General features: G+C 56.6%; 22 protein-coding genes. 16 read left to right on the top strand and 6 right to left on the bottom strand.

The features are described 5' to 3' along the window. Positions 1-22: 22 nt before the first annotated feature. The 13 genes from EH31_RS02530 (at position 23) to EH31_RS02470 (ending at position 16,484) form a co-directional block, all read left to right on the top strand. Entirely contained in the window at positions 23-1,570 is a 1,548-nt protein-coding gene (locus tag EH31_RS02530; protein WP_034957858.1) for an acyl-CoA ligase (AMP-forming), exosortase A system-associated, read from the top strand. After that, positions 1,567-2,808 (top strand): pyridoxal-dependent decarboxylase, exosortase A system-associated, encoded by a 1,242-nt coding sequence (locus EH31_RS02525; RefSeq protein ID WP_034957856.1) that lies wholly within the window; start codon positions 1,567-1,569, stop codon positions 2,806-2,808. The genes EH31_RS02530 and EH31_RS02525 overlap by 4 nt, the downstream gene beginning before the upstream one ends. Before the next feature lie 179 nt (positions 2,809-2,987). Next, positions 2,988-3,629, top strand: a complete 642-nt coding sequence (locus tag EH31_RS02520; RefSeq protein ID WP_051698872.1) for an XrtA/PEP-CTERM system exopolysaccharide export protein — start codon at positions 2,988-2,990, stop codon at positions 3,627-3,629. 18 nt (positions 3,630-3,647) lie between these two features. Next, entirely contained in the window at positions 3,648-5,171 is a 1,524-nt protein-coding gene (locus EH31_RS02515; protein ID WP_034957854.1) for an XrtA system polysaccharide chain length determinant, read from the top strand. 11 nt (positions 5,172-5,182) lie between these two features. Then, the gene (locus EH31_RS02510) at positions 5,183-6,196 is read left to right on the top strand and encodes a P-loop NTPase (RefSeq protein WP_034957852.1); all 1,014 of its coding nucleotides are present in this window, start codon (positions 5,183-5,185) and stop codon (positions 6,194-6,196) included. Between the two features lie 2 nt (positions 6,197-6,198). Beyond that, positions 6,199-7,857 (top strand): hypothetical protein, encoded by a 1,659-nt coding sequence (locus tag EH31_RS02505; protein ID WP_034957850.1) that lies wholly within the window; start codon positions 6,199-6,201, stop codon positions 7,855-7,857. A gap of 24 nt (positions 7,858-7,881) precedes the next feature. Beyond that, positions 7,882-9,150, top strand: coding sequence for an XrtA/PEP-CTERM system-associated ATPase (locus EH31_RS02500; RefSeq protein ID WP_034957848.1), 1,269 nt, complete (start codon positions 7,882-7,884; stop codon positions 9,148-9,150). A 21-nt stretch (positions 9,151-9,171) separates the two neighbouring features. Then, positions 9,172-10,104, top strand: coding sequence for an XrtA system polysaccharide deacetylase (locus EH31_RS02495; RefSeq protein WP_051698871.1), 933 nt, complete (start codon positions 9,172-9,174; stop codon positions 10,102-10,104). Next, complete coding sequence (locus EH31_RS02490) at positions 10,101-11,162, top strand: FemAB family XrtA/PEP-CTERM system-associated protein (RefSeq protein ID WP_034957846.1); 1,062 nt, start codon at positions 10,101-10,103, stop codon at positions 11,160-11,162. Before EH31_RS02495 ends, EH31_RS02490 begins: the two co-directional genes overlap by 4 nt. 13 nt (positions 11,163-11,175) lie before the next feature. After that, positions 11,176-12,399, top strand: a complete 1,224-nt coding sequence (locus EH31_RS02485) for a TIGR03087 family PEP-CTERM/XrtA system glycosyltransferase (RefSeq protein ID WP_034957842.1) — start codon at positions 11,176-11,178, stop codon at positions 12,397-12,399. Then, the gene (gene xrtA, locus EH31_RS02480; protein ID WP_169738762.1) at positions 12,389-13,420 is read left to right on the top strand and encodes an exosortase A; all 1,032 of its coding nucleotides are present in this window, start codon (positions 12,389-12,391) and stop codon (positions 13,418-13,420) included. Before EH31_RS02485 ends, xrtA begins: the two co-directional genes overlap by 11 nt. Positions 13,421-13,432: 12 nt before the next feature. Then, a complete protein-coding gene (locus tag EH31_RS02475) occupies positions 13,433-15,331 on the top strand; it encodes an XrtA/PEP-CTERM system amidotransferase (RefSeq protein WP_034957840.1) in 1,899 nt (632 codons plus the stop codon). A gap of 229 nt (positions 15,332-15,560) precedes the next feature. Continuing rightward, the gene (locus EH31_RS02470; protein ID WP_034957838.1) at positions 15,561-16,484 is read left to right on the top strand and encodes a crotonase/enoyl-CoA hydratase family protein; all 924 of its coding nucleotides are present in this window, start codon (positions 15,561-15,563) and stop codon (positions 16,482-16,484) included. A 37-nt stretch (positions 16,485-16,521) separates the two neighbouring features. Here the strand turns inward: EH31_RS02470 and zapE are convergent, their stop codons facing one another. Genes zapE through EH31_RS02455 form a run of 3 tightly spaced genes read right to left on the bottom strand, consistent with a single transcriptional unit; the run spans position 16,522 to position 18,935 of the window. After that, entirely contained in the window at positions 16,522-17,664 is a 1,143-nt protein-coding gene (zapE, locus tag EH31_RS02465; RefSeq protein ID WP_034957835.1) for a cell division protein ZapE, read from the bottom strand. Next, positions 17,664-18,140, bottom strand: a complete 477-nt coding sequence (locus EH31_RS02460) for a PaaI family thioesterase (protein ID WP_034957833.1) — start codon at positions 18,138-18,140, stop codon at positions 17,664-17,666. The genes zapE and EH31_RS02460 overlap by 1 nt, the downstream gene beginning before the upstream one ends. 12 nt (positions 18,141-18,152) lie before the next feature. Further along, positions 18,153-18,935, bottom strand: a complete 783-nt coding sequence (locus EH31_RS02455; RefSeq protein ID WP_034957831.1) for a succinate dehydrogenase iron-sulfur subunit — start codon at positions 18,933-18,935, stop codon at positions 18,153-18,155. Positions 18,936-19,210: 275 nt separating this feature from the next. Here EH31_RS02455 and EH31_RS02450 point away from each other — a divergent pair, with 275 nt between their 5' ends. The 3 genes from EH31_RS02450 to EH31_RS02440 all read left to right on the top strand — a co-directional run bounded on the left by EH31_RS02450 (position 19,211) and on the right by EH31_RS02440 (position 21,336). Then, positions 19,211-19,978, top strand: a complete 768-nt coding sequence (locus tag EH31_RS02450) for an SDR family NAD(P)-dependent oxidoreductase (protein WP_051698870.1) — start codon at positions 19,211-19,213, stop codon at positions 19,976-19,978. A 116-nt stretch (positions 19,979-20,094) separates the two neighbouring features. Beyond that, entirely contained in the window at positions 20,095-20,577 is a 483-nt protein-coding gene (locus EH31_RS02445) for a hypothetical protein (RefSeq protein WP_241765804.1), read from the top strand. 114 nt (positions 20,578-20,691) lie between these two features. Beyond that, a complete protein-coding gene (locus EH31_RS02440) occupies positions 20,692-21,336 on the top strand; it encodes a class I SAM-dependent methyltransferase (RefSeq protein ID WP_034957829.1) in 645 nt (214 codons plus the stop codon). Here EH31_RS02440 and EH31_RS02435 read toward each other — a convergent pair. The 3 genes from EH31_RS02435 to EH31_RS02425 form a co-directional block, all read right to left on the bottom strand. Continuing rightward, complete coding sequence (locus EH31_RS02435) at positions 21,326-22,345, bottom strand: D-alanine--D-alanine ligase family protein (protein WP_034957826.1); 1,020 nt, start codon at positions 22,343-22,345, stop codon at positions 21,326-21,328. The two genes, EH31_RS02440 and EH31_RS02435, sit on opposite strands and share 11 nt — an antisense overlap. A gap of 92 nt (positions 22,346-22,437) precedes the next feature. Continuing rightward, complete coding sequence (locus EH31_RS02430; RefSeq protein ID WP_051698868.1) at positions 22,438-23,265, bottom strand: NTP transferase domain-containing protein; 828 nt, start codon at positions 23,263-23,265, stop codon at positions 22,438-22,440. Between the two features lie 29 nt (positions 23,266-23,294). Then, the gene (locus EH31_RS02425; RefSeq protein ID WP_034957824.1) at positions 23,295-26,138 is read right to left on the bottom strand and encodes an Rne/Rng family ribonuclease; all 2,844 of its coding nucleotides are present in this window, start codon (positions 26,136-26,138) and stop codon (positions 23,295-23,297) included. Between the last annotated feature and the right edge of the window lie 347 nt (positions 26,139-26,485).

The following is a 26,485-nucleotide window of genomic DNA, read 5'->3' as shown; positions in this document are numbered from 1 at the left end:
TGTGAGCCCCTAAAGGAAGCTGATGACTGCTGAGCCCAATCCTGCGCCTTTGCCATTAGATTACCTCGCTGAGCGAGCGTGTGCCAATGGTTCTGGCGAAAGACCGGCTTTGGTGCTTCGGGATGGGGTTCTTAACCACAAGGCGTTAAAAGAGCGTGTGGCAATTCTTGCTGGTTGGTTGGCCCGTCAGGTGCCGGAAAAAGGCGCGCGGGTGGCCACTTGGGCGGCGAAAGGCGAGCTGACTTGTCTTTTGCCCCTTGTCGCAGCACGGGCAGGGCTCGTGCATGTGCCGATCAATCCGCTCCTGAAACGTGCGCAAGTGGCTCATATTTTGGCTGATAGCGGGTCGAAAATGCTGATCGCGACGCCTTCGCGGCTCAAATCATTGGATGATGGCGATGTTCCGGCCAGGTGCGTTCAATTGGAAGAAACAGCGGCTTTGGAAGCGGCATATGAGGCTCGCATTGAACTGGAACCGTCAAAGGCTGACCCCGACGATCTGTGCGCTATCCTTTACACCAGTGGGTCAACCGGGCGTCCCAAAGGCGTAATGCTTAGCCATGCCAATTTGTGGCTCGGTGCAGTGAGCGTGGCGGATTATCTCGGGATGGCGCAAGATGATGTGACCCTCGCGGTTCTGCCGCTTTCCTTTGATTATGGCCAAAATCAGCTGCTCTCGACGTGGTATGCGGGGGGCAGCGTGGTTCCCCTCGATTTCCTCTTCCCACGCGATGTGTCCAAAGCCTGCGCGAAACACGGCATCACCACGCTTGCTGCTGTGCCGCCCTTGTGGGTGCAACTGACCGAATTGGATTGGCCCGAAGAAGCGTGCACGCCCTTGCGGCGGCTCACCAATAGCGGCGGCGCGCTGACTACGGAATTGGTGGACGACTTGCGGGCGGTTTTTCCGCAGGCTGACCTCTATCCGATGTATGGCCTGACCGAAGCATTTCGTTCGACCTATCTCGACCCTGCTCTCGTGGACGATCATCCCACGAGCATGGGCAAAGCGATCCCATTTGCAGAGATCATGGTCATCAATGATGACGGTCAGGTCGCGGGGCCGGGTGAAGAAGGAGAACTCGTCCATTGTGGCCCATTGGTGGCGCAAGGGTATTGGCAAGACGATGTGCGCACCGCTGAACGGTTCAAACCTGCACCAGAAGGCTCACACTATGGCGGCACCGCTGTGTGGTCTGGTGACCGGGTAAAACGCGAGGACAACGGCCTGCTTTATTTCGTTGGACGCCGCGACGCGATGATCAAAAGCGCAGGCAACCGTATAAGCCCTCAGGAAATCGAAGAGGCTGCCATTGCAACGGGATTGGTGGCTGAGGCGGTCGCTTTGGGTATTCCTGACGAACGGCTTGGGCACCGTGTCCATCTGGTGGTAAGGGGCACCCTCGATCCACAAGAGCAATCCAAACTTCCCAAGGCTTTATTGAGGGAGCTTCCCAATTTCATGCAACCTCAAGAAATCCATTGGCGAAAAGCAATGCCGCTTAACCCTAACGGCAAGATCGACCGAACCGCGCTCACCCGTGAACTGGCGGAGGGGAAGAGCTCGTGAAGACCAAATCAAAGACTAAGCCGCTGGGGCCAATCCCTGCTTGCTATCAAGCTATTGACGGTGAGCTTGCAATCGGTGGCCACAAGGCAAGCGATCTGGTTGAGGCGGCCGGGCAAACGCCCTTGTTTGTGTATTCCAAAGACAGGCTTGATGCGCGCGTGGCCGATCTGCGAGCGGCTTTGCCAGACCGGATCGGGATCAATTATGCTGTCAAAGCCAACCCGCACCCTGAGGTGATCACCCATATGTCGGGGCTCGTCGATGGCTTCGATATTGCCTCCTCGGGTGAGCTCGCCATGATCGAGAGAGCCGGGATAGATGCCGCTTTGGTCAGCTTTGCCGGACCAGGCAAACGCGATGACGAGTTAGAAGCGGCAATTGCCGCTGGGGTTACGTTAAACTGCGAATCCGAAGGGGAGGCAGAGCGTTCGCTAGCCATTGGCCAACGCATTGGTAAATGTCCGCGTATTGCCATTCGGGTCAATCCAGATTTTGAGCTCAAGGGCTCGGGCATGAAGATGGGCGGGGGCGCGAAACCTTTTGGAGTTGACGCGGAAAGAGTGCCTGCGCTTGCGAAGAAAGTGATCGCTGAAGGTGCGCAGTGGCGCGGGCTTCACATTTTTACCGGGAGCCAAACGCTTAGCGCAGATGCAATCATCGAGGCGCAGGGCAATGTCCTCAATCTGGCTCAGTCGCTGGCTGATGAGATCGGCGAAGCACTGCCAAAGCTCAATATGGGCGGCGGCTTTGGTATTCCTTATTTCCCGGGTGATGAGCCGCTTGATCTTGCCGCTGTGGGTGAAGCGTTGCACGGCCTGCTTGAACATTATGCTGGCCTTGGTGATACCGATCTTTGTATTGAGCTTGGCCGCTATCTCGTTGGGGAATCAGGGGTTTACCTATGCCGTGTGATAGATCGCAAGGTCAGCCATGGGCAGACATATCTGGTAACAGACGGCGGATTGCATCACCAATTGGCGGCCTCTGGTAACTTTGGAACTGTGGTGAGGCGCAATTATCCAGTAGCGATTGCTTCACGCTTCGGCGCTACTCCTGCAGAGCCCGTCAATGTGGTTGGCTGTCTTTGCACGCCGCTTGATAGGCTTGCCGATATGGCCGAGCTCCCGCACGCTGAAGTGGGTGATCTGGTCGCGGTATTTTGTGCAGGAGCCTACGGCGCCACAGCATCTCCAATTAACTTTCTTGGGCATGGTCCAGCGGCAGAGGTCGTTGTTTAAACTTCACTATTTTGCCTGTCCCGAAATGGGATGAGGCACCAATAGTCCCAACATTACTAACACTATATTCACCATTATCGGCGAGATAGTCCGGGTCATTCGCGGAAATACCTGTTTGCGTGGGGTCGCTCCTCACATTGGCAAGCGTTCCGCATCAGCTGACCTAAGGATTTGCATCGATGCCTACTTCGCCCACTTTTGCCCGTATTGCCGGTGCCCTTTTTGCGACTTCAGCGCTCGCGGCCTGCGCAGGAACGGGTCCTGAACTGCCCTCGGCGAGCTATGCGGACACGCAGACGGCCTCGACCGACGAATACATCATCGGCCCGCTTGACCAGCTGACAATCCACGTCTGGCGTAATCCGGAACTGAGTGCAGAAGACATTCAAGTGCGCCCCGACGGCCGGATCACTATCCCGCTGGTGCGCGACATGACCGCTGTTGGAAAAACCGCGACTGAGCTTCAAGACGACATCAAAGAAGTGCTCGTTCAATACATCGAACAGCCAATCGTCTCTGTCATCGTCAACGAATTTAACTCGACCTTTGATCAACAGATCCGGGTTGTTGGATCGACTGAACAGCCGGCGTCGCTGCCTTACCGTGCCAACATGACTGTGCTCGATGCCATGATCGCGGTGGGCGGTTTGGGCGAGTTTGCAGCTGGCAATCGGGCAAAACTTTTGCGCATCAACCGCGAGACTGGTCTGCAAAAGGAATATCGCCTGCGTCTATCAGACCTGCTGAAACGCGGGGATAGCACTGCCAATGTCATGCTTCGTCCAGGGGATACCATCATCATCCCCGAGAGCCGGTTCTAAAGGAGCGCGGACCGGACAATGAACGAGCTTTTCGAAGAACTGCGCACAGCGCTCTATTCGGTCTGGCACCGCCGTTGGCTGGCGCTGGCTGTTGCCTGGGGCGTTTGCCTTCTGGGGTGGCTTGTCGTTGCCCTTATCCCGAATACCTACGAATCCAAGGCACGTATCTTTGTCGACGTGGACGATGTTCTGTCAGAGCAACTTGGCATTGCAGGAGATGGCAAGGATGAAATTTCACAAGTTCGCCAGACGTTATTAAGCTCGGTGAACCTGGAAAAGGTCATCACCACCACAAAACTTGGCGATGGCATTTCGGACCGCACTCAGCTTGAATCCGCAATTGCTGCGCTGTCCAAGGATGTTCAAGTCGAAAGCGAAGAGGACACGCTTTTTTCTATCAGCGCGACTGTCGGCAAAAGCGGGCTGAGCGATTCCGAAAACGCCGTTCTTGCGCGCGATGTTGTGCAGAAACTGCTCGATATTTTCCGCGAGGAACACATTTCCGGAAACCGGGCCGAAATCAGCGGCGCTATCAACGATCTCAACGACCAATTGGACGACCGTAAAGCGGAGCTTGAAGAGGCTGAGACACGGCGTCTGGCTTTTGAGGCACAATATCCCGATCTGATTGGGGGGACCGCGACTCTTTCAACCCGGGTTCAGCAATCACGCACCGAACTGCGCGATATTGATGCAGACCTGGCCGCAGCGCAAAGCGCGCTCGCGGCGCTCAACAATCAGATTGGCAGCACGCAGCGCACGATTATCGGCGCAGCCAACTCAGGGGGGCCGCAAGCCGCCTTGTTGCAAGCGCAAACGCAATTGGCAGGACTTCGCTCGCGCGGGCTTACCGAAGTCCACCCAGATGTGGTCTCAACAAAGCGGCAGGTTGAATTGCTGACAAAGCAAGCGGCAGCTGCTGGTCCCGATGATGTGAGCGGCACGCCGAACCCTGCATATTCGTCACTGATCGCGCTTCGTGCAGATCGTCAGGCGTCGATTGAATCGCTGCAATCACGGCGCGCGGCATTGCAGTCGCAATTGGCGTCGCTTGCCGCGAGCCAAGCGACAGAACCCGCAGTGGCAGCCGAAGCAAACCGAATAAGCCGTGATTACGAAGTGCTTCGCGATAACTATGAAAAGCTTCTCGAAGACCGCGAGAAACTGCGCACGCGCAGTGATGTCGTGGATGAGACGAGCCAATACAAATTTGACCTCGTGGACCCCCCGGTTGTTCCGCAGAAACCAGCAGCGCCAAACCGCCCACTGCTCTTGCTGGGCGTGCTGATTGCAGGACTTGGCGCAGGCGTTGGTACCGCGTGGATCATGGGTCAGTTGCGATCTGCATTTGCCACTGCGCAAAAGCTTGAGAGATCCATGGGTCTGCCGGTCATTGGTTCGGTTTCATTGAACCTATCTGAAGCCGCTCAATCCTTGCGCAAGCGGCGCACCAAACAATTTGCCGGAGCCTGTGCGGGTTTAGTCGGCGTTCTAGCAATTCTGCTGGTCATCGAGGTCGTCTCGATCGGGACGATTGTGTGAGGAGACCTTGAATGACTGAGCACAGCAACTTCACCCGCAAAAGTGCGCGCCGCTCCTCGCTTCTCGAGAGAGCGGATGCTGCCTTTGGTCTGGATGGGTTTGGCACAAAGCCAGTGCCCAAGAACCTGCCTGCCGCCCCGCGTCCCTTCGTGCCGCCTCGCGAACACGCTGCTGCACCTGCCGATCACACGCCCACAGCAGACCAGCCACTTGCTCGTCCCAGCGGCGAGAAGGAAAACGCTAAAGAGGGCTTTGAACCCGCTCAACCGGCACCAAAGCCTGAACATGCTGTCGCGCTGCGCGGCCCTCGTGTTCAAATTGATCGCGAAGTGCTTCAGAAAGAGGGTCTGATATCGCCTGACGATCAGGTGACCGGCCTTTTGGAAGAGTTTCGCATCATCAAGCGCGAGATTCTCGCCGATGCACGTCATTCAGGTGATGATCTGGCAAGGCGCGTTCTGGTCAGCTCACCGCATATGGGCGAGGGCAAGACGTATTGCGCGACCAACCTTGCAATCGCGCTCGCGGCTGAGCGCGATGTTGAGGTCATCTTGGTTGACGCGGATGTGATCAACCCTTCGGTCACGCGCCGGCTTGGAATTGATCCAGGCCTGGGGCTTATGGATGCGCTTGTCGACAAATCCTTGCGTCCAGAAGACCTCGTCTCACCTACAGATATCAATGGCTTGTTTATCCTGCCAGCTGGCACCAGCAGCGCGCGCGATTCAGAATATCTGACCAGCAATCGCACAGGCGAGGTGCTCGACCGCCTCACACGCGGCGCGCCCAATCGCTATCTCATATTCGATACGCCGCCAGCTTTGGCTGCATCCCCTGCCGCAGAACTTGCGGCGCACGTAGGCCAGGCTTTGTTGGTCGTGCGTGCAGACGAAACAAGCCGCGCCGCATTGGATGATGCGGTCCAGCTTCTGTCCGCGTGCTCGGACATCAAATTACTACTCAATGCAACACAGTTCAGCCCGTCCGGTCGCCGCTTTGGCGACTATGGCGAGAGGGAGGATTGATCATGCGTCACACAACTGGAACCCTGTTCGCCGGAATGGTCGCAATTGCCGCAATTGCCACTGCAAACCCTGCATTTGCGCAAGATGGGCAGGGCGGTAATCGCCCCGGTTCGCAAGGCGGCTCTCAAGATCGGGCGGTCACTATCCAACCTTACATCGAGGTTTCGCAAATCCTGACGGCGCAATTGTCGCCTGAAAGCGACACGTTGACCTTCACGCAGGTCGCAGCGGGCGTCGATACGAATATTCAAGGCCGCAACAGCGGCGCCTCTGTTTCCGTGCGTTACGAGCGCAATATCGGCTATGGCGATGATGCAGTTGATACCGACACGGTGAGCGGGATCGCGCGCGGATATCTGTCTATCATCCCGCAAAACCTGACCCTTCAGGCAGGCGCGCTGGCAAGTCGCACACGCGTCGATGGCGGGGGCGCTGTCTCTGCCAACCCACTGGTTAGCGATGATGCCACGAACCAGATTTACAGCGTTTATGTCGGCCCGGATTTCCAAACCCGCGCCGGTCCGCTTGAGATCGCCGGTAATGCGCGGGTTGGATACAACCGGTTCGAAGCCAATGATGCGGTGTTCAACTCTGCTGGCGAACAGGTCGATGTGTTCGACGACAGCACCACTTACAGCGGACGCCTTGCAGTGGGCACTCGCCCTGGCGATGTTCTCCCGATTGGCGTTGCGGTGAGTGCGGGCGGTTTTCAGGAAGACGTGTCAAACCTGGATCAGCGCGTGCGCGATGTATTCGTGCGCGGTGATGTCACCATTCCTGTTTCGCCAACCCTCGCTCTGGTCGGCGGCGTTGGATATGAAGACGTCGAGGTTTCAAGCCGCGATGCGGTCCGTGATATCGATGGCAATCCCGTCTTTGGCGATGATGGTCGCCTGATCACTGATACGGCTTCTGATCGCTTGATCGCATTTGAGGTCGATGGGCTTTTGTGGGACGCTGGGATCCTCTGGCGCCCATCGTCACGCACCAGCCTGGAGGCCCGTGTTGGTCGCCGGTACGACAGCACAACCTATTACGGCACCTTTACTTATGTCCCAAGCGAGCGCAGTTCGTTTGCGGTCAATGTTTATGACGGCATTTCGGGCTTCGGCGGCGTGCTTGGCAATTCGCTTTCACAGCTTTCGAGCGATTTCGAGGCGCAGCGCAATCCGCTTTCGGGCGATTTTGGCGGCCTAGTGCAAAGCGATGACGGCGTTGGCATTATCAACCCGCTCGGTTCTATCCGTAGCTCTGCCTTTCGTGGTCGCGGTATCGCAGCAAGCTATCAGCAGCGCATTGGCCGTCTGAACGCAAGCATTGGCGCAGGCTATGACCGTCGCAGCTTCATCGCACCACAAGACAGCGTTCTTGCATCGGTCGATGGCCTTGTCGACGAAAGCTATTATGTCACCGGCGCGCTTAGCCGTGACATCGGCCGCAGCGGAACAATCGCTGCCAACGCCTACGCCAGCCTGTTTGAAACCAGCGGCGACCCCAATGGCGACCTCACCGCATTTGGCGCATCGGCCGCATACAGCCGCGCGATCGCCGGACGGCTTTCAGCACGCGCTGCGGTTGCAGTGGATTACTTTGATAGTGAATTCTCAGACGAAGATTTCGCCACGGCCACAGCTTTGCTGGGCCTCCGGTACGATTTCTAAGAGAGACATGGAGCGTTAGGAAACATGTACGATCAATATTACGGCTTCAGCGGACGACCGTTTCAGCTAACCCCTGATCCTGAGTTCTATTTCGAGAGCGCAAGCCACAAAAAGGCGATGAGCTATCTCGGCTATGGGCTTAATCAGGGTGAAGGCTTTATCGTCATCACTGGCGAAGTGGGCGCGGGTAAATCTACGCTTGTGGCGCATTTGATGGAGCGGATCGACCCAGAGGCGTTGACCGTGGCACATGTGGTCACATCCGCTTTGGATGGTGAAGAGCTTATTCAAGTCGTGGCTCAGTCCTTTGGCCTTGCTGTTGATGGCAAGGATAAGGCCGGCGCTTTGGGCGCTATCGAGCAGTTCTTGCAGGATGAGGCGCGTGCAGGGCGTCGCTGTCTGCTGATCGTGGATGAGTGTCAAAACCTTGAGTTCACCGCGCTTGAAGAGTTGCGGATGCTGTCCAACTTCCAGTTGGGATCGCACCCTCTGCTGCAAAGCCTTTTGCTGGGTCAGCCAGAGTTCCGCCGCACTTTGGCGCATCATCCCAACCTTGACCAATTGCGCCAGCGTATCATCGCCTCGCATCACCTCGAAGCGCTCGACGAAGAGGAATTGGAAGACTACGTCCACCACCGGCTGACCCATGTGGGTTGGGAGAACCAGCCATCGCTTGGCGAGGGTCTTTTGCCGGCTTTGTACCAAGCCACCGATGGCATTCCGCGCCGGGTGAACCAGATTATGAACCGCATCCTTCTGCTTGGTGCGATCGAAGAACGCGATGAAATCGGCGTTCGTATGCTCGACGCCGTTCTGGAGGAGATGAACGAAGATCACCTTGGTGGAAGCCGCGCGCCTTCAGCGTCAGTCGAGGTCGATCAGCCTTCGCCAGCGCTAGAACTTGAAGAGACGCAAACGGTTGAGCCTGAAATGGCCCAATACGAATCCGGCGATCCAGATCCGTTTGCAGGCGACATCGAAATGGCGGTTCCAGCTGTACCAGTAACGCCAGAAGCCGAGGCCGAGATCGAAAGCGTTCCCGCAGCGGAAGTCGCTGCCATCATGGCACAGCGCGATGCGCGCACTGCCGAACTCGAAGCGGCCATTGGCGAACTTCAGGCAGCGGGCGCTGACCGGTCGCTTAACATGCCGCATTCGCAATCTGATGAGGATCTGAACGAGGCACTCGGCCGGATTGAAGCGCGTCTGGAAGAGCAAGAGCGTTCTTTCCGCCACGTGCTCACCATGCTGATTGAATGGCTTGAGGATGATCGGTCCCGCGAGGCGGCCTAAGTTGCGAGTGACCTTTTTGCTATGAATGCTCAAAGCCCAATTCCTTTCGAGGATGCTGAAAACCAGACCATCATCAACGGCCTGTCGGTCGATGTTGAGGACTGGTTTCAAGTTGGTGCGTTTGAAAGTGTAATTGAGCGCGCTGATTGGGATGGCCTCAAAAGCCGGGTTGAAGGGAACGTTGATCGTATCCTTGACCTGTTTGGCGAAGCAGGGGTCAGCGCCACATTCTTCACCCTTGGATGGGTGGCACAGCGTTGTCCTCAGGTGATCCGCCGGATCGCAGAAGCAGGCCACGAAGTGGCAAGCCATGGATACGACCATGCACGGGTGTTTACATTGGATGCGGCCAAATTCGCAAACGACATTCGGATCACCCGCGAAATCCTCGAAGACGCCTCTGGCCAAGCGGTCATCGGCTACCGCGCACCCAGTTTTTCGATTGATCCGCGTTCGCTTTGGGCATTCGAGGTCCTGGCTGAGCAGGGCTATGCATATTCCTCCAGTGTCGCCCCTGTTGTGCACGACCATTATGGTTGGCGCGAGGCGCCGCGATTTACGTTTCGCCCCGTTGCAGGCTCAGACTTGATTGAAATCCCGGTTACCACGGCCCTTCTCGGTTCGCGCCGATTGGCCGCAGGGGGAGGGGGTTTTTTCCGTGTCCTGCCTTACGCTTTTTCACGCTGGGCCATTTCTCAAGTGAACAGCGAGGACGAACGCCCGGCGGTGTTCTATTTCCATCCATGGGAAGTTGATCCAGCACAGCCGCGCTTAGACAACGCGCCGCTGCGTTCAAAACTGCGCCACTACACCAACCTTGATAAAATGGCTGGTAAGCTCGGCAAACTGATGCGCGAGTTTGAGTGGGGGCGGATGGATGCATTGGCCGAAATCGAAGCGCGCCGTGCCATCGACTTTCCTGTGGCAAGACCAGAGATGAGTGCAGCGCAGTGAATGTCCCTGTCAGCCTCTCTCTCAAAATTGAGCTCGTCGACCTTGCGGACGCGAAAAGCCGTCTGCTGGTGGATGACTTTGTCAAAGAAATGGGTGCAAGCCTGTTTCACCGAACGCCGTGGCTGCTCGCAGTAGAGCGGGCGACGGGCCAGCGGGCGAGCGGCTTTGTAGCGCAGCAGCTTGGCGTGGTGAGAGGGTGGCTGCCTCTTACAGAGGTGCGCTCTTTCCTGTTCGGCAAAGCGCTGGTTTCCAGCGGATTTGGCGTTGGCGGCGGCATTTGCGCAGAATCCCCGGAAGCTGCAAACGCGCTTGCCCGCGCAGCGCAAGATTATGCCACCCAACATGGCTTTGGCAGCGTCGAACTGCGCGGCGGCGACGTGCCCGAAGGCTGGCAGGCGGTCACCGATAAACACTGCGAGTTCGAACGGGCTCTGGCCGCCGATGACGATGCAGAATTGCTCGCAATCCCGCGCAAATCCAGAGCAGAGGTGCGCAAGGGGCTCAATAATGGGCTTACGCTTGCCATCGGAAGCACCGACAACGACCTTGCTATGCATTACGCCGCCTATTCCGAAAGTGTCCGCAATTTGGGCACGCCGGTTTTTCCAAAGGCCTTGTTCCGCGAAATGCTAAGCGCGTTCCCTCGTGAGAGCGATATTCTGACGATCCTTCGCGATGGCAAGCCATTGGCGAGTGTATTGTCCTTTTATCACAATGGCGCTGTTTTACCGTTCTGGGGCGGGGGCAGTTTCGCCGCACGCGGGGCAAGGGCGAATGAGCTGATGTATTATGAGCTGATGCTGCACGCTCGCAAATGCGGGATGGAACGGTTTGATTTTGGCCGTTCCAAAGTAGGCAGCGGGCCTGCCAAATATAAGAAAAATTGGGGGTTTGAGCCCCAACCATTGACCTATGCGACATGGACGCCAGAGGGTGTTGAGGCGCGCGATGTGGACCCCACTAGCGAGGCCTATGCCCGCAAGATCGAGCTTTGGAAAAAGCTGCCCTTGCCGATTGCCAATACGCTTGGCCCATTTATCTCCCGCGGACTTGCGTGAGAGGGGCGGGTCGATGGGCGACATTCTCTTTCTTGCACACCGCGTGCCGTTTCCGCCCAATCGGGGGGATAAGATCCGAAGCGCGCACTTGCTCAAGAAGTTGGCGAGCCTGGCGCCAGTGCACGTCGGATGTTTTGCTGAAACGGACGAGGATAGGGCGGGGGGCAAAGATGTCGCCGCGCTCGCCGCATCGCACTGCATCGTTAACCGCACAAAGCCGCTCGTGCTCGCAGGCGTCGAAGCGGTGCTTTCAGGAAAACCGGTGAGCCTCACTGCTTTTCATAGGGCAAGGCTAGAAAACTGGGTTCGCGAAACCCTTGCAACTCGGCCCATCACGACGATCTTCGTCTTCTCTGGGCAAATGGGGCAATACATTCCCGATGATTTTGCCGGACGCGTGGTTATCGACCTGTGCGATGTGGATAGCGCCAAGTTTGAAAACTATGCCGATGCTGGGCAGCGGGTTTGGCTCAACGCGCGCGAGGGGCGCCTGCTGGCCCGCGAGGAGGAGCGTCTGGCAAGGCGCGCCGATACAACCATTCTGATCAGCGAAAACGAAGCGGAACTGTTTCGCTCGCGGTTGAACGATCCATCAAAAGCCAATGTTAAGGTTATCGGAAACGGGATTGATGCCCGCTTCTTTGATCCTTCTACGACGCAGGCACATGCAGCGCTTGCCAAACGGCCCGGTCCCCATTTCGTGTTTACAGGGCAAATGGACTACGCGCCCAACGAAAAAGCGGCGCTTTGGGCGATTGGGGCATTCTGGGCGGCATACCGCGAGGATTATCCCACCGCAGAAATCCATATCGTAGGCCGCAATCCCACAAAGCTTTTGCAAGATCAGGCGCGCGATGGCGTAACCATTTGGGGCGAGGTCCCTGATGTAAGACCCTTTATTGCAGGCGCTGATTGCGTTGTGGTTCCGCTTACAATTGCGCGCGGCGTACAAAACAAGGTGCTGGAAGCCATGGCGATGGCACGTCCGGTTCTCCTCACACCTGAAGCGGCGACCGGAATTGACGGGCAAAACGACACGCATTGGCTCCTTTGCGATAGCGAGGCTGAGGCGATGGCGCAGCGCTTTGACGCGATCATGGCAGACCCGCAAAAGGCGCAAGTGATCGGCAAGAATGCCCGACAATTTGTACTCGAGAACCACGATTGGGACGCGATGCTCGCGCCGCTCGATATGCTGGTTGATTTGGGCGAAGAGGAGCCGCGCAATGCCGCATGAGGCTTCACTGCAAAACATCAGCACACCTTCATCGCCCGGCCGGTTGAGCAAAGCCTGGCGTGAGGCGATTGCTTTGCTTGTATTTGGCGTTTTGGCGCTTCTGACTGTCACCATGCGTGAGTGGGTAGAGATGGTGCACCAATGGTGGAACATCGACACCTATTCGCACATTTTGCTGGTTCCGATTATCATCGGTTGGCTTATCGCACTCAAAGTGGGTGAGCTTGCCAAAGTCGATCCGCGTCCATGGCTTCCCGGCCTCCTGGTCCTCGCAGCCGGCCTTGGACTTTGGCTTGTTGGCAGGGTGTCAGGGGCCAATCTCATCGCTCACGCAGGGGCCGTTGGCGCGCTTCAAGGTCTGGCAATCACGGCCCTTGGGCCACGCGTCTCAACGGTCATTGCATTGCCGCTATGTTTTGGTGTCTTCCTCGTGCCGTTCGGGGATGAGATTATCGAGCCCTTGCAGGTTATCACCGCCCATATCGCAATTGTTTTGACAAAATGGAGCGGCATTCCAGCCCAATTCGATGGCATCTATATCGACACACCTGTCGGGCTTTTCGTAGTTGCCGAAGCGTGTTCTGGGGTGCGGTTCCTGATCGCGATGGTGACACTGGCCGTGCTGGTTGCCTTTACCCGGTTTACCAAATGGTCCCATCGCATCGCGTTCATGGCCGTTTCGATCATCGTGCCGATCATCGCGAACGGGATCAGAGCGTGGGGGACTATCTATATCGCACAGAGCCAAGGCGTTGAGTTTGCTGCCGGATTTGATCATGTCTTTTATGGCTGGTTCTTCTTCGCATTCGTTGTTGCCCTCATCCTTGGCCTTGCCTGGCGATTTTTTGATCGCGAACCAGAAGACTATGGCTGGACTGCGGTAGAAGTGGATCGCCTCACGTCTTCACCTCTGCTCAATTCTGGATTCACCCGGCCAATCGTTGTGCTTGCAGGCGTGTTGACCTTGTGCGTTTGCGCAGGCGTCACCGCGATGATTGCTGCCCAAGCGACTATAAGCTAACCGCGACCTGTAATGTGCGGGATCGCTGGAATATTTCACTCTGAGACGCCAAAACCGGTCGACCCTTTGCGGGTTGAGCGGATGTGTGAGGCTATGGTTCACCGCGGGCCAGATGGCGCGGGCGTTTGGACCGATCTTGGTGTCGGCCTTGGTCACCGCCGCTTGTCAATCATCGACCTTGAAGGCTCCCCCCAGCCGATGCATTCGGCTGATGGTCGGGCAGTCATCGTCTTCAACGGCGAGATTTACAACTTTCGCGAGCTACGCGCGGAGTTGGAGCGGGAAGGGGCCCATTTCCGCACGCAAGGCGATACCGAAGTCATTCTTGCCGCGTGGCGCCGGTGGGGGCCGAACTGCCTTTCCCGCCTCGATGGCATGTTCGCCTTCGCGCTCTACGATTTGGACAAACGCCAGCTTTTTCTTGCCCGTGACCGGTTTGGGGTAAAGCCGCTTTTCCTAAGCCAGCTTTCCGATGGCAGCTTGATCTTTGCCTCTGAGCTAAAGGGCCTCCTCACTCATCCGCTGTTGCGCCGGCGGCTCAATCCCCAAGCGCTCGATGCGTTTATGACCTGGGGCTATGTCCCTGACACGCACTCCATTCTCGAAGGCGTATCAAAGCTTCAAGCGGGGCATTTCCTGCTGCTTGAGCAGGGTAAGCCGTTGCCTGCGCAGCGCAGGTGGTGGGACATCAGCTTTGCTGAGAGAAACGAGGGCAAAGAGGCGGACCTTTCCGCAGAGCTGGTGCACTTGCTGCGTGAAGCGGTGCAGTCCCGGATGGTGTCAGATGTGCCTTTGGGCGCATTTCTATCTGGCGGGGTCGATTCGTCGAGCGTTGTTGCCTTGATGAGCGAAGCCAGCGGCGAACCTGTGCTAACCTGTTCGATCGGTTTCGATGTCCAAGCGCTCGATGAGACGGGCTATGCCAGGACAATCGCAGACAAATTCGGGACCTTGCACGAGGCGCGAACGGTGAGCCAGGATGATTTCGCTGAGATCGATGCGCTTGCAGCGATGTTCGATGAACCATTCGCGGATGCCTCGGCGCTGCCAACATGGCGTGTGTGCCAGTTGGCCCGCGAGAAAGTGACTGTCGCGCTTTCTGGCGATGGCGCGGATGAAGCTTTCGCAGGCTACCGCAGGCAGGTTTTCCATCACAACGAAGAGCGCGTGCGTTCCGTTCTTCCTGCAAGTGTTCGGGGAAGTTTGTTTGGCGGACTGGGCCGGATATGGCCCAAAGCCGATTGGGCACCGCGCCCGTTGCGGGCAAAGACCACCTTGCTGGCTTTGGCTCATAGCGGCGAGGAGGGGTACGCGAACGCGTTAAGCGTCACGAATCCAGCCATCCGATCATCGCTCTACACTTCTGACTTTCGCCAGAAACTGGGGGGGTTTCGGCCCGAGGACGAACTGATCGCTATCATGCAAAAGGCCCCTGCGCGCAGTGGGCTTGACCGGGCGCAATATGCCGATCTTGCGTTTTGGCTGCCTGGGGACATCCTTACCAAGGTGGACCGCACGAGCATGGCTGTGAGCCTTGAAGCGCGCGAACCCTTGCTGGATCATCGCTTGGTCGAGTTTGCTGCAAAGCTCCCCGATGCGATGCGCGTGCGGGGTACCACGGGTAAATATCTGCTCAAGAAATGTATGGAGCGGTACCTGCCACAAGACGTCCTCTACCGTCCTAAGCAGGGTTTTGTTACGCCGATCGCATCGTGGATGCGTGGGCCTTTGGCCAAGGAGGTGCGCTCAATCGCGCGAAACTCGAATTTGGTCCAATCTGGATGGATTGAGAGTAGGACGGTGGCCTCACTTGCAGATGCGCATATCTCCGGAACAAGCGATCACTCTCGCACTTTGTGGCAATTGTTGATGCTTGAAAAGTCGATCTCAAGAATGGGTGTCCAAGGCTAAGTAGCGAGAGGGCATAGATAAATCCTCGTCAGGCTTGGAATCTTATTTCATCTAACTGTGCCATATTGTCACAGTGATGATTATGACTGCCCAAACATGTAAAATATGTGTTTGCAAAACCGAACAACATCGGAGTAACCTTTCGTTAAAGCGTCGACAAAAAATAAGGGCGCGCACGCACTGACTTGTTCGGGTCGGTGGTACTTGGGTCGCAGTCGGAGAAACGTTCATGGACAGCAGCGCCGGAAATCCAATCCTGTTATCGGGAGCTGATGACGCGCTCAGTGAAAGCGAGCTGAATGGTGCAGTTCCCGGTGCCCTGTTCGAGCTGAAAGAGTTGGACGTTTTATACGACGATCGTGTTGGCGCCCTTTGGTCTTACATGCGACCGGAAGGGCGGCCAAGCTTCACCTCCTCCATGCTTTCTGATTTTGAAAGCTGGCAAGACCTGATCTCTGAAGGTTTTGGCGCCAGCAAAGTACCCTTGCGCTATCTTATCCTTGGGAGCCGTTCACAGGATGTTTTTTGTTACGGCGGCGATCTGCATCTTTTCCAAAAGCTAATCCGCGCAAATGACCGTGCAGGTCTTGTCGAATACGGCCACCGTTGCTGCGCTATTCTGGAGCGCAATATGCGCTCGCTTGATATTCCTATGCTCACAATTGGCCTTGTTCAGGGCTCGGCGCTTGGTGGAGGGTTTGAAGCGCTCTTGTCTTTTGACCACATCATTGCTGAACGCCAAGCCACCTTCGGCTTGCCAGAGATCATGTTTGGCCTTTTCCCCGGTATGGGAGCGCATGTTTTTCTCTCGCGCAAATTGGGTTCAGCTATGGCTGATCGGATCATCGTATCGAACAAGACCTATACGGCTGAGGAAATGTTCGATCTTGGCATTGTGCATGAAATCGTTGAGCCGGGTGAGGGCGAAAGCGCTGTGCGTGATTTCATCAAGAAATCCGAGAGGCGTCACTCGGGTCTAGTGGGAGCGCGCACTGCCAGCAAAATGGCTAGCACTATTAGTCTTCAAGAGCTCAATGCGATCACTGAGCTATGGGCGGAAACTGCGCTCAAGCTTACAGACACCGACTTGAAAGTTATGAACCGCCTCGTCTCGGCGCAAGGGCGGATCGCGGACCGTCAGGCGGTGGCTTGATCCAGATTGCGGCTTGATCCAGATTGAGCCTAGCACCTTAATTGCTTTGGACCTGACTGTCCGTCCCATGGCCAAGCGCCATATATTCATCACTTTGCATCTCATTAAGCCGGCTGACGGTTCGCTCAAATTCGAAGCTGCCATCACCTGATTCATAGAGCGTTTCCGGCTCGCTTGCGGCGGTCGCAAACAGTTTGACGCGGTGTTCGTATAGCGCGTCGATCAAAGTCACAAACCGCGCCGCTTCATTGCGTTTTTCAGGGCCAAGCTGCGGAATTCCAACGATTATCACTGTATGGTAGGCCCGCGCTATGGCGAGGTAATCAGGCGCGCCCCTTGCTTCTTCGCACAATCGCTTAAAACTGAAGACCGCCACACCTTTCAGCGATTTGGGCACATACATCGAACGCTTCGAGCCCACTGCCAATTCACCGCTGGGCACATTGGCGGCATCATCGGGATCAAAGTCGGTCAGCCTGAAAAACACCTCACGCACTTTGGCCGTCGCCTCATCACCCATGGGCGCATACCAGCTTTCCAAATCGCCGATGCGGTCAAGCCTGTAGTCGGTCGGGCCGTTGAGGCTTACCACATCAAGCTGCGCGTGTATCAGGTCGATAAAGGGTAGGAAATGCTCGCGATTGAGGCCGTCTTTGTAAAGGTCATCTGGCGGCCTGTTTGACGTGGTCACAATCGTCACATCGCGTTCCATAATGAGCTGCGTGAACAGTCGGCTCATAATCATGGCGTCTGCGGAATTGTTCACCACCATCTCATCAAAGGCGAGGACGCGCACGCCGTCAGAAAGCTTGGCCGCAACCGCCGGAATTGGGTCGCCCCCATGGTTTTTGCGCGCCTCACGCATGGCCTCATGGACCTCCTGCATGAAGGCGTGGAAGTGGACGCGGCGTTTCTCCTTGATCCGCAAAGCATCGTGGAACAGATCCATCAACATGGATTTACCGCGCCCAACGCCGCCCCACATGTAAACGCCCTGCGCGCGCGGTGTTTTCCGGCTGAAAAGCTGGCTTAGCAAACCACCAGGCCGTTCCGCTTCCAGCTCTTTTTGCAATGCATCAAGCCGGGCTGCTGCTCGCCTTTGGTCGGGGTCTGCGCGAAGTTCTTTGTTCGCGATCAGCTTTTCATAACGGGCCAATGTAGAAGTATTGGACGTGCCCATCATTGTTTCGCATCGGTTTTTGTGCGCGAAAACTTACGCACAATGCCAGAATGCGATGCAACCACATTGTCGCCTTGAACAACCTGGCCGCGCACGAACACAAGCTTTCCAGTTTCGCGCACGATTTCATTCACTGCATCAAGCGGCAGCGCCGGATCACCGCCACCCACAAACTGTGTGGACAGCTCCAGCGTCACAGAGGGACCGGCACTCCCGCCGCCGATCATATGCATGGTGGTGAACATGGATATGTCGATCAGTGACAGGCTGATCGCGCCGTGGATCATCCCTTGCAGGTTCTCGTGGTGCCGCTCCGGAAACATCCGAAGGCGGGCTTTTCCATCATCATCGACCCGCGTGATGAGATGCCCCATTACTGCGCCGTTAAAGATGGTCTTGTCGCGTATGTTCCATTGCCGCCAACCCGGATTATCGGGGCAGGGGCCATCCTCGAAATACTCTTCGCGAAGGGACATGAAAACGCAGACTTAAATCGCGCGTTCGGCCATCATCTTCTTGGTTTCCGCAATCGCCTTGGCTGGTGACAGGCCTTTTGGACACACATTCGCGCAGTTCATGATTGTGTGACAACGATAAAGACGGAACGGATCTTCAAGCTCGTTCAAACGCTCACCCGTCATCTCATCGCGGCTATCGGCAAGCCAGCGGTAGGCCTGAAGCAGGATTGCTGGCCCCAAAAACTTGTCCGAGTTCCACCAGTACGACGGGCAAGAGGTCGAACAACACGCGCACAAAATGCACTCATACAGGCCATCGAGCTTTTCACGCTCTTTCGGGCTTTGCAGGCGCTCTTTACCCGAAGGCGTCGTGCTGACCGTTTGCAGCCATGGCTTGATCGATGCGTATTGCGCATAAAAATGCGTGAAATCAGGCACAAGGTCCTTGATCACGTCCATATGCGGCAGAGGCGTGATGCGAATCTCGCCTTTCAAATCCTCAATCGCGGTGGTGCAGGCAAGACCGTTTTTGCCGTTCAAATTCATTGAACACGACCCGCAAATCCCCTCACGGCACGAACGGCGGAAGGTCAGCGTCGGGTCAATTTCATTCTTGATCTTGAACAAAGCGTCCAGAACCATGGGACCACATTCATCAAGGTCGATTTCAAACTTGTCATAGCGCGGGTTTTCGCCCGTGTCGGGATCATAGCGGTAAATCTTGAACGATTTGACGCGCCCGCCGCCCGATGCCTTGTGAACCTGGCCGGTGCTCTTGATTTTCGAGTTTTTCGGTAGCGTGAAAGTCGCCATGATCGCTTAATCCCTGTTTGCGTTACACCCTATCTAACGCCTTGGCCGTGAGTGGCAAGAGACGGGGTGTTGCGAGAATTGATACGGAGCTTGTTTCTCTCTCAACTGATGCGCTCAAAAATTAACCCTATGAGACACCAGTGTCTCATAGGATGCTGCTGCCTTTCCTACATCTCTCATAAATTCAATGCCTTGCTTTGTTAACCCTATAAGACACATTGCACGCAAGCGCGCAAAAGCGGGAACTCAATGCGTGTTGCATCACTGTAGCTGTCATGACCAATGTAGGAAATATCGGCGCAAACGAGCGCCCGTCAGTGCCCCGGACCGCTGCGATCTTTGGGGCAAGCGGAGGGATTGGCGCAAAGCTGGCCGCGCACCTTTCAACTTTAGGGTGCGAGCGCGTGTATGCCGGATCGCGAAGCGGTGATGTATCAGGAGCGGGGATCGTCCCGTTTGCCTTTGATCTTACCGATGAGGCGAGCATTGCAGAGGCCGCACGAATGATGCGCGCCGAGCCGCCTGAATGGGTGCCAGAATGGGTGATTGTTGCCAGCGGCGTGCTCACCCTTGACGATGGGAAGGGGCCGGAGCGGACGTACAAAAGGCTGGACCCTGACGTCATGGCCAAGGTTCTGGCGATCAACACCATTGGCCCTGCTATGATTGCAAAGCATATGCTGCCAATGATGCCGCGAGAGCGCGCCTTCACCTTTGCTGCGCTTAGCGCACGGGTGGGGTCAATCTCGGACAATGGCCTTGGCGGATGGCATTCCTATCGCGCATCTAAAGCGGCCCTCAATATGCTGATCAAAAATTTCGCAATCGAGGTGGGGCGCACTCACTCCCAGGGGGTAATCGTCGGGCTGCATCCCGGCACGGTCGATACCGCTTTGTCCGCACCTTTTCAAAAAGGCTTGGCCGAGGGGCAATTGACCGATCCTTTGCAGGCAGCGGACAATCTGGTGCGGGTTCTTGCATCGCTGACACCCGAACAAAGCGGGCGTGTCTTTGATTTTTCAGGCAAAGAAATCCCGGCCTGAGAAACGCGGGTTCAATGGCGGGTTCAAATAATTCTTGTCTGCCACCTCGGTTAGAAATAAATATTGTCACTGCGGCCCGGCGCAATGGTGCGGTCCGGGCCGTGGAGTTTCTTTCCATGACCGTCTCTGAGTGTGTTCGTCCGGCTAAGGGCGTCATGATTTTTGCGCTGCTTGCTGCGTCGCTTCCGCTTGCAGGGCATGATGGTTCACAGGCGAGCGATGGGCATCCAAGCTTTTGTGCGCGGCTTGCCGCCAATATTGGGATCGACGATGTCGAGGTCCGCGATGGCAAGGCAAGCTGGAAAGCCAATGCGCTTAACCTTGGCCAAAGAGTGCTGTTTGGTGGGACGGCCACAACTTCGGTGGACGTCGCCGTAGTCGAACCAGCAACAGTTGATGATTATCGCCGTGCCTCTGACATGTGCGCGGCGCAAGATGGCGGCGCGGTGTGCCGTTTGACGGGTCCGGTGACATTCGAATTTGGGTGGAAGGGCTCAAAATCCGAGACTGCAGTGATGGCAGGCGAAATTTCCACGGTCACTGTCCAGAGCACCAAGGCAATGTGTGAAGATCAGACATTGGCGGTGGGGGCTGTCTAGAACCGCCAGCTTTGCTCCGTTTCGCTGCATTCTTGCGGTTTGCGCCAAGGGGGCTTGGCAAGACCTTCGTTTTGCTTGAACCTTGCGGTCAAGCGATGAGGCGAGAGATGAGTTATGGGACTTGGGACCTGGTACGAGGCGAACGTCATGCCGAAGTTGATCGGTTGTGCATGCGGGACGGGTCAGGTTCTCAAACGGCGATCGATGGTGGTCCCGCTTGCCAAAGGCGATGTGTTTGAGCTGGGCTGTGGCTGCGGCATCAACCAACAGTTTTATGATACCAAAGCCGTTAAAAGCTATGCAGGCATCGACCCCCACGAAGGGATGCTTGAAACCGCACGTGAGGCCGCAGCCGCCAAGGGCTGGGATAGCAACATGCCCGCGTTGGATTTGAGGCAGGGGGTCGGCGAAGACATCCCATTCGCCAGCGAATCTTTCGATACCGTTGTTTGCACATTTACGCTGTGCTCGGTCCAGGAGCCCGAGCGCGTCCTGTCAGAGATGAAACGTATTCTTCGTCCAGGCGGCACGGCTCTGTTCCTTGAACACGGGCGCGCACCGGACGCGAATGTTGCCAAGTGGCAGGACCGGATCGAGCCCGTTTGGAAGCGATTGGCAGGCGGTTGCAACCTGACCCGCCCGATTGCGGCCGCCTTTGAAGGGGCAGGGTTTGATGTCGATCTATTGGGCAAGGGCTACATGCCCAAAACGCCAAAGTTTGCGATGTGGAACGAATGGGGTGCGGCCCTTAAGCGCTGATCATTCCGTAACGTCGCCAGCTTTCCGCCAGAAGTGTTTCAAGCAGATCGGCATGGCTGAACCCGGCCTGCGCCGCTGCCTTTGCCATGACCTTTTCGCTCCATAGATTGCAGTTGAGATTGATCTCTATGAAATTGATTTCGCCGGTTTTCAGATCAACGCGAAATTCGATGCGGCCGTAATCGAAAGGCACAAGTTCGGCTGCCACTGCATTGGCCATCTGTTCGATTTTTGGGGCGAGTTCCGCATGATCGAAACGCTTCAATGTCGCTTTTTCCGCATTGGGAACAAGGTCGCGCTTCTCGTAATAGGTCCACAGTTTTTGCGTGTCCTCACGTTCATACCAAAGCATGGGGAGAGCGGTCGGCTTCCCGTCCAACGTGATGAAAGCGCATTGCACGTCATAGCCATCGAGATAAGGTTCGACGATGGCATCGTGCCCCTGTTCATGGATGTGGGCAATCGCATTGGTCACACCGAACCAGTCGAACGCATCTGATATGCCCCAACTGGCAGAAGACGCATTGGGTTTTATGACCCAGCGACCATCGGCCGATGGCGGCAGGTTCTCCTCGCTTACTTCTGCACCACGGCGATAACAAAACCATGGCGCGGTTGGTACACCGGCATGGGTGCAGACAAGCTTGCTGACCGATTTGTCATCGCCCAGTCCGCGCAAAAACGGCATCGCGCCAAGATACGGGATACGGTGCATATTACACAGCACCGGGATCAGCATCTCGCTGTTCACAAAGCCCCCGCGATTGAGCAGCGGGAACACGAAATCTATGCCCTCCGGCTGCTGGAAAAGCACATCGTAGCTGTTCGCCATTTGCAGGTTGAGGCCGAGGTTTTCGAGCGTTGTGCGAACCTCGTGGTGATAGATCGCATGATTGCCATCTTCAGGATGCATCCCGCCGCCCCACAGCGCATGTTTCGCCATGAAGAGGGTCCGGATCCGCTCCTTTGCCTCGTCAGGAATGCGAAGAGGCTCAATCGATGATGTCATGGGAAAATCTTTGCCTGAAATGAATTGCCGGGAATTATGCCTTGCGCCTGATTCTGGCAAGAGATCAGCGATAAGCTGCGCGCGGGTTTGCGTTATGCGTCAGGGGCAATGACAGGTTTGGGGATGTCCATCCCGAGCCGCTGGCCCAGGACCCATTCGGCGATCGAATAGGTCCTTTCATTGTCAACATCGACCGCAAGCGCGCCGTCTTCGAACAAAACGGCTTCGACATGCAGGCCAAAGCGTTTGCCCAGCCGCTCGATACCTTTGCGCATTGTCACGAGTTTCAGGCCCACAAGGATGATGTTCCACAAGCCGAAGGCGCGCACCATTCTGCCCTTGTTCGACATGAACTGGCCGCCTTCGCGAAACACCTCTGCGACGCGCAAACTCTTTTGACCGTTCAGTCCGAAAAGGTTGCAACTGGCGTAGCCGGCGTCCCTGAAATGATAAAATCCGCGCTGCGCATCCGGGTGAACGCCCAAAACCTGCTCGCGCGTGGACAGGCTGATAATGGCGTCGCACGAAAGGAGTTTCGCGCGAGCCTGTTCAAATCCATCATGGGTAAGCAGCACATTGTCCGCCGTGGTAATGATGAAGGGGCGGTCCTCGCCTTTCGTTGCGGCAATCACACTTTCGACGATATTCGCATCGGAGTTGATCAGCTCTATCGCAATGCCGCGCGCCCGGAATGGCTCCAGCACAGCATCGACAGCATTCTGGCCCTCGGGTTCGAGGACGATACGAATGCTCTCGATTGCCGGGCTTGTGGTGAGCACTTCGAGCACATGCTCGATCAAAGGCCGCCCGCAGATAGGCGCCAGTGCCTTGTTAACGACACCGGCGCGCTGTGCGAGAGGATTGGTCACGCCAGAGCGCTGCGCCGCCAGCAAAATGACGCTGACTGGAGTTTCAGACATGACCGATCTCTGTACCGTCTGCCGTATGGCTACTCACCAAAAGTGCGTTGCCACCAGCCGCGTTTCCTAGGCGCTCCATCATCGGTGCCCCCTTCATCGGCGCCCCCTTTGACCGCGTCCGTTGCAGCTCCAGCGTCAGTGGCTTCGACAGCGCTGGCACTGTCGTCGCTGCCTGACGCAGTATCTGCTGTTTTGGCCTTGGATTTGGCCGGTGCCCTTTTCCTTGCAGGCGCTGCTTTTTTGGCAGGAGCCGCTTCCTGTGCAGATGCCTCGTCGGCTTTGGCCTCGGCCTCGGGCTCGACCTTTTTCTTCCTCGGCGCACGCTTGCGCTTCGGCTTCTCTTCCGCAGCAGCTTCCTCAGCGGGAGCTTCTTTGGTCGTTTCAGCTTCTGCCCCAGCTTCTGCCCCAGCTACTGCTTCTGCCCCGGCTTCTGCCTTCTTGGGTGCAGGCTTCTTGCGAGGAGCACGCTTGCGCTTGGGTTTCTCTGCGGGCTTCTCTTCTTCCACAGGTTCTGCAACGGCGCCTTCTTCACCGTCTGGCGCGGCAACGACGGCAATGTCTTTTTCGACCTTCTCAGCAACCTCTTCTAGCGCGTCGGTATCAGCACCTTGCGCGTCATCATTTGCTGCTGAACCATCGTCGTCCTGCTTGCGGCGGCGTCCACGGCCACCACGGCGACGGCGGCGCTTGGGCTTTTCATCGCCGTCATTGTCGTCGGATTGGCCTTCCGCATCCGATTTGTCGTCCGAGCTTTCGTCCGACGCCTCATCGTTATCGTTGTCATTGCCATTTTCATCCTGGCGCTTCTTGTTGCGGCCTCGGCCACCGCGCCTGCGGCGACGCTTCTTCTTGCGGGGCTGATCATCGTCGTCCCCATCATTCTCAGCATCGAAATCGTCTTCTTCTGCCGCATCGTCATCATAGTCGTCATCGTCATCATCATCATCGATGATCGGCTCAAACTTGGGCGCTTGTGTTGGACGCGGGCCAGAGCTGGAAACGCTCATCTTCGCGCCTTCATCCTCTCCGCCCGGAGCGATTTCAACCGTCACGCCGTAGCGCTGTTCGATTTCCATCAATTCGGCGCGCTTCTCATTCAAGAGATAGAACGCCGCTTCTGCGCTTGCAGCAAGCTTGATGGAGGTGCCTTTGCCCTTGGCCGCTTCGTCTTCGATCAGGCGAAGAGCGGAAAGACCAGCAGAGGACGCTGTGCGCACAAGGCCCGTGCCATCACAGTGCGGACATTCGCGGGTGGTCGCTTCCAAAACGCCTGTACGAAGGCGCTGGCGGCTCATTTCCATCAGGCCAAAGCCCGAAATGCGGCCTACCTGAATGCGCGCACGGTCGTTTCTCAGCGCGTCTTTCATCGCCTTTTCGACCTTACGCACGTTGGAGTTATACTCCATGTCGATAAAGTCGATCACGACCAGACCGGCCATATCGCGCAGGCGCAATTGGCGTGCGATTTCGCGCGCGGCCTCAAGGTTTGTGTGAAGCGCGGTCTGTTCAATCCCGTGCTCTTTGGTGGAGCGCCCGGAGTTGATGTCGATCGAGACCAGCGCCTCGGTCGGGTTGATGATGAGATAGCCGCCGGATTTCAGCTGAACCATCGGATCATACATCGCGCGCAATTGGTCCTCTGCGCCGTAACGCTGGAACAAAGGCACAGGGTCAGAATAGGCTTTTACCCGGCGCGCGTGGCTCGGCATCAGCATTTTCATAAACGCCTTGGCGGATTTGTAGCCTTCCTCACCTTCGACCACGACCTCTTCGATTTCGCGGTTGTAGATGTCGCGGATCGCGCGTTTGATAAGGTCGCTGTCTGAATGGATCAACGATGGCGCGGTGGATGACAGCGTGTTCTGGCGAATGCCGTCCCAAAGCCGGGCAAGATAGTCAAAGTCGCGCTTGATTTCGGTTTTGGTGCGCGAAAGACCCGCAGTGCGCACGATCAATCCCATGCTTTTAGGCAGTTCGAGCGCGCTCACAACTTCTTTCAGACGCTTGCGATCGCTGGATGAATTGATCTTGCGGCTGATCCCGCCACCGTGGCTGCTGTTAGGCATGAGCACGGTGTAACGGCCAGCAAGGCTGAGGTAGGTAGTGAGAGCCGCGCCTTTGTTGCCGCGCTCTTCCTTGACCACTTGGACAAGCAGAACCTGACGGCGCTGAATGACGTCCTGAATTTTGTAGCGACGACGCAGCGCCATACGCTTTGCGCGCACTTCGTCGACTTCCTTGGCTCGTGAACGCCCGCCACCTTTTTTGCCGCGACCCTGACGGCGGCGACCACGTCCACGGCGTCCGCGGCGTTGCTTTTGGTCATCGCCATCATCACCCGAAGCGGTATCATCGCCGTCTTCGTCAGAATCGTCGTCGTCATCATCGTCGTCGCCATCATCATCCGATGTGCCGTCTTCGATAGTGGCGACTTTCTCTTTTTCCGAAGTGTCGATTTCTTCCAGACCATCTTCGGCCAGGTCTTCGGCCAAAGCCTCAGAGCTTTCCTCATCGGCGTCGTATTCGTCGCCGGGGGTAACGCCGTCTTCCTCTTCCTCATCGCGAAGGCGCGCTTCTTCTTCAGCGGCCTCAGCCTCTTCGGCGAGAAGCGCTTCGCGGTCGCTTTGCGGGATTTGGTAATAGTCAGGGTGGATTTCGTTAAAGGCTAGGAAGCCGTGGCGATTGCCGCCAAAATCCACAAATGCGGCCTGCAACGAGGGTTCAACCCGCGTGACTTTGGCCAGATATATATTGCCTTTTATCTGCTTGTGTTCAGCAGATTCAAAATCAAATTCCTCAATTCGGTTGCCTTTGAGGACCGCCACCCGGGTTTCTTCCGAGTGGCGCGCATCGATTAGCATGCGCGTTGCCATTAGTAATTCTCCAGAGGCCCCTCGCTCGTCCCGGTCGGTGAGCAGTTATGCGAACCGATCGGCAGGGGGTGGGGGCCAAATTGTGTGGGAAAACAGCGCAGTGTTTCAGCCTGTTGCTGTGTGCGCTGATTTTAAGATCAACCCTTTCCCCAATTTTTGGGGAAAGCGTCATGAACGTGTCTGCTGTGAGCGAGCTGCGGGTATCTCCCGTGCTGCGACTCGCAATTCCACAAGCAGCAAAGCGCTGTGTGAATTTTTGCGAGGAGGAGCGTCTCGTCACTGCATCAACCTGTGTGGGGCCAAGGTGCGGTGGGTACCGCGATAAGTAGGCCTTGTGAACAAAGAGG

The sequence above is a fragment of the Erythrobacter longus genome (assembly GCF_000715015.1).
Lineage (GTDB): Bacteria > Pseudomonadota > Alphaproteobacteria > Sphingomonadales > Sphingomonadaceae > Erythrobacter > Erythrobacter longus.
This window is presented reverse-complemented; position numbering and strand designations above follow the sequence as displayed.

What these genes read in the sequence shown, in the direction of transcription:
- EH31_RS02450 (WP_051698870.1), top strand. Translation starts at nt 19,211, where the DNA reads ATGACCAATGTAGGAAATATCGGCGCAAACGAGCGCCCGTCAGTGCCC.
- EH31_RS02470 (WP_034957838.1), top strand. Translation starts at nt 15,561, where the DNA reads ATGGACAGCAGCGCCGGAAATCCAATCCTGTTATCGGGAGCTGATGAC.
- xrtA (WP_169738762.1), top strand. Translation starts at nt 12,389, where the DNA reads ATGCCGCATGAGGCTTCACTGCAAAACATCAGCACACCTTCATCGCCC.
- EH31_RS02500 (WP_034957848.1), top strand. Translation starts at nt 7,882, where the DNA reads ATGTACGATCAATATTACGGCTTCAGCGGACGACCGTTTCAGCTAACC.
- EH31_RS02530 (WP_034957858.1), top strand. Translation starts at nt 23, where the DNA reads ATGACTGCTGAGCCCAATCCTGCGCCTTTGCCATTAGATTACCTCGCT.
- EH31_RS02495 (WP_051698871.1), top strand. Translation starts at nt 9,172, where the DNA reads ATGAATGCTCAAAGCCCAATTCCTTTCGAGGATGCTGAAAACCAGACC.
- EH31_RS02435 (WP_034957826.1), bottom strand. Translation starts at nt 22,345, where the DNA reads ATGACATCATCGATTGAGCCTCTTCGCATTCCTGACGAGGCAAAGGAG.
- zapE (WP_034957835.1), bottom strand. Translation starts at nt 17,664, where the DNA reads ATGGGCACGTCCAATACTTCTACATTGGCCCGTTATGAAAAGCTGATC.
- EH31_RS02485 (WP_034957842.1), top strand. Translation starts at nt 11,176, where the DNA reads ATGGGCGACATTCTCTTTCTTGCACACCGCGTGCCGTTTCCGCCCAAT.
- EH31_RS02510 (WP_034957852.1), top strand. Translation starts at nt 5,183, where the DNA reads ATGACTGAGCACAGCAACTTCACCCGCAAAAGTGCGCGCCGCTCCTCG.
- EH31_RS02455 (WP_034957831.1), bottom strand. Translation starts at nt 18,935, where the DNA reads ATGGCGACTTTCACGCTACCGAAAAACTCGAAAATCAAGAGCACCGGC.
- EH31_RS02475 (WP_034957840.1), top strand. Translation starts at nt 13,433, where the DNA reads ATGTGCGGGATCGCTGGAATATTTCACTCTGAGACGCCAAAACCGGTC.
- EH31_RS02425 (WP_034957824.1), bottom strand. Translation starts at nt 26,138, where the DNA reads ATGGCAACGCGCATGCTAATCGATGCGCGCCACTCGGAAGAAACCCGG.
- EH31_RS02440 (WP_034957829.1), top strand. Translation starts at nt 20,692, where the DNA reads ATGGGACTTGGGACCTGGTACGAGGCGAACGTCATGCCGAAGTTGATC.
- EH31_RS02445 (WP_241765804.1), top strand. Translation starts at nt 20,095, where the DNA reads ATGACCGTCTCTGAGTGTGTTCGTCCGGCTAAGGGCGTCATGATTTTT.
- EH31_RS02430 (WP_051698868.1), bottom strand. Translation starts at nt 23,265, where the DNA reads ATGTCTGAAACTCCAGTCAGCGTCATTTTGCTGGCGGCGCAGCGCTCT.
- EH31_RS02520 (WP_051698872.1), top strand. Translation starts at nt 2,988, where the DNA reads ATGCCTACTTCGCCCACTTTTGCCCGTATTGCCGGTGCCCTTTTTGCG.
- EH31_RS02460 (WP_034957833.1), bottom strand. Translation starts at nt 18,140, where the DNA reads ATGTCCCTTCGCGAAGAGTATTTCGAGGATGGCCCCTGCCCCGATAAT.
- EH31_RS02515 (WP_034957854.1), top strand. Translation starts at nt 3,648, where the DNA reads ATGAACGAGCTTTTCGAAGAACTGCGCACAGCGCTCTATTCGGTCTGG.
- EH31_RS02505 (WP_034957850.1), top strand. Translation starts at nt 6,199, where the DNA reads ATGCGTCACACAACTGGAACCCTGTTCGCCGGAATGGTCGCAATTGCC.